1 rRNA gene is annotated in these 731 nt (G+C 55.6%); it reads left to right on the top strand.

The features are described 5' to 3' along the window. Window positions 1-254: 254 nt before the first annotated feature. Window positions 255-731, top strand: a 23S ribosomal RNA gene (locus ABEA53_RS16840); the annotation flags it as partial.

Below are 731 nucleotides of genomic sequence, written 5' to 3'. Positions count from 1 at the left end.
GGACGTGAGTCCTGTGGTTCGGGGGAGTACCGACCGTATGTTGAGAACTACACAGTGGACGCGAGCATCTTTCTCGTCGAGTCGCCACCTTGCGTGGCGTATTTGATGAAGAAATAACAATGTTCGTCACCGCATCATGGACGCGCGCCTTCGGGTGGGTGTGGGTGGTGTGTGTGACAACCATTGGTCAAGCCCGCTGCTGGGAAGCCCGTAAGGGTGGATCGGTGGTGGGCGCGATTCATACTCATGTATGTGGTCAAGTTTGAAAGAGCAAACGGTGGATGCCTTGGCAACTGGAGCGAAGAAGGACGTAGCAATCTGCGATAAGCNCTGAATATATAGGGCGGGTAGAGGGAACGTGGGGAAGTGAAACATCTCAGTACCCACAGGAAGAGAAAGCAACCGCGATTCCGTGAGTAGTGGCGAGCGAAACCGGAACAGGCCAAACCGGTCATGTGTCAAGCCGGCAGGCGTTGCATGGTCGGGGTTGAGGGACTCTGGCGCTGGACTGCCGTTCAGCACGTTGTAGTCGCACGGTGTAGACGAACGATCTTGAAAGGTCGATCACAGAGGGTGGCAATCCCGTAGTCGAAACGTCGTGTGCGCGCGCAGATCATCCCAAGTAGCACGGGGCCCGAGAAATCCCGTGTGAATCTGCCAGGACCACCTGGTAAGCCTAAATACTCCCAGTTGACCGATAGCGGACAAGTACCGTGAGGGAAAGGTGAAAA

This window comes from Amnibacterium soli (assembly GCF_039544415.1).
Lineage (GTDB): Bacteria > Actinomycetota > Actinomycetes > Actinomycetales > Microbacteriaceae > Amnibacterium > Amnibacterium soli.
This window is presented reverse-complemented; position numbering and strand designations above follow the sequence as displayed.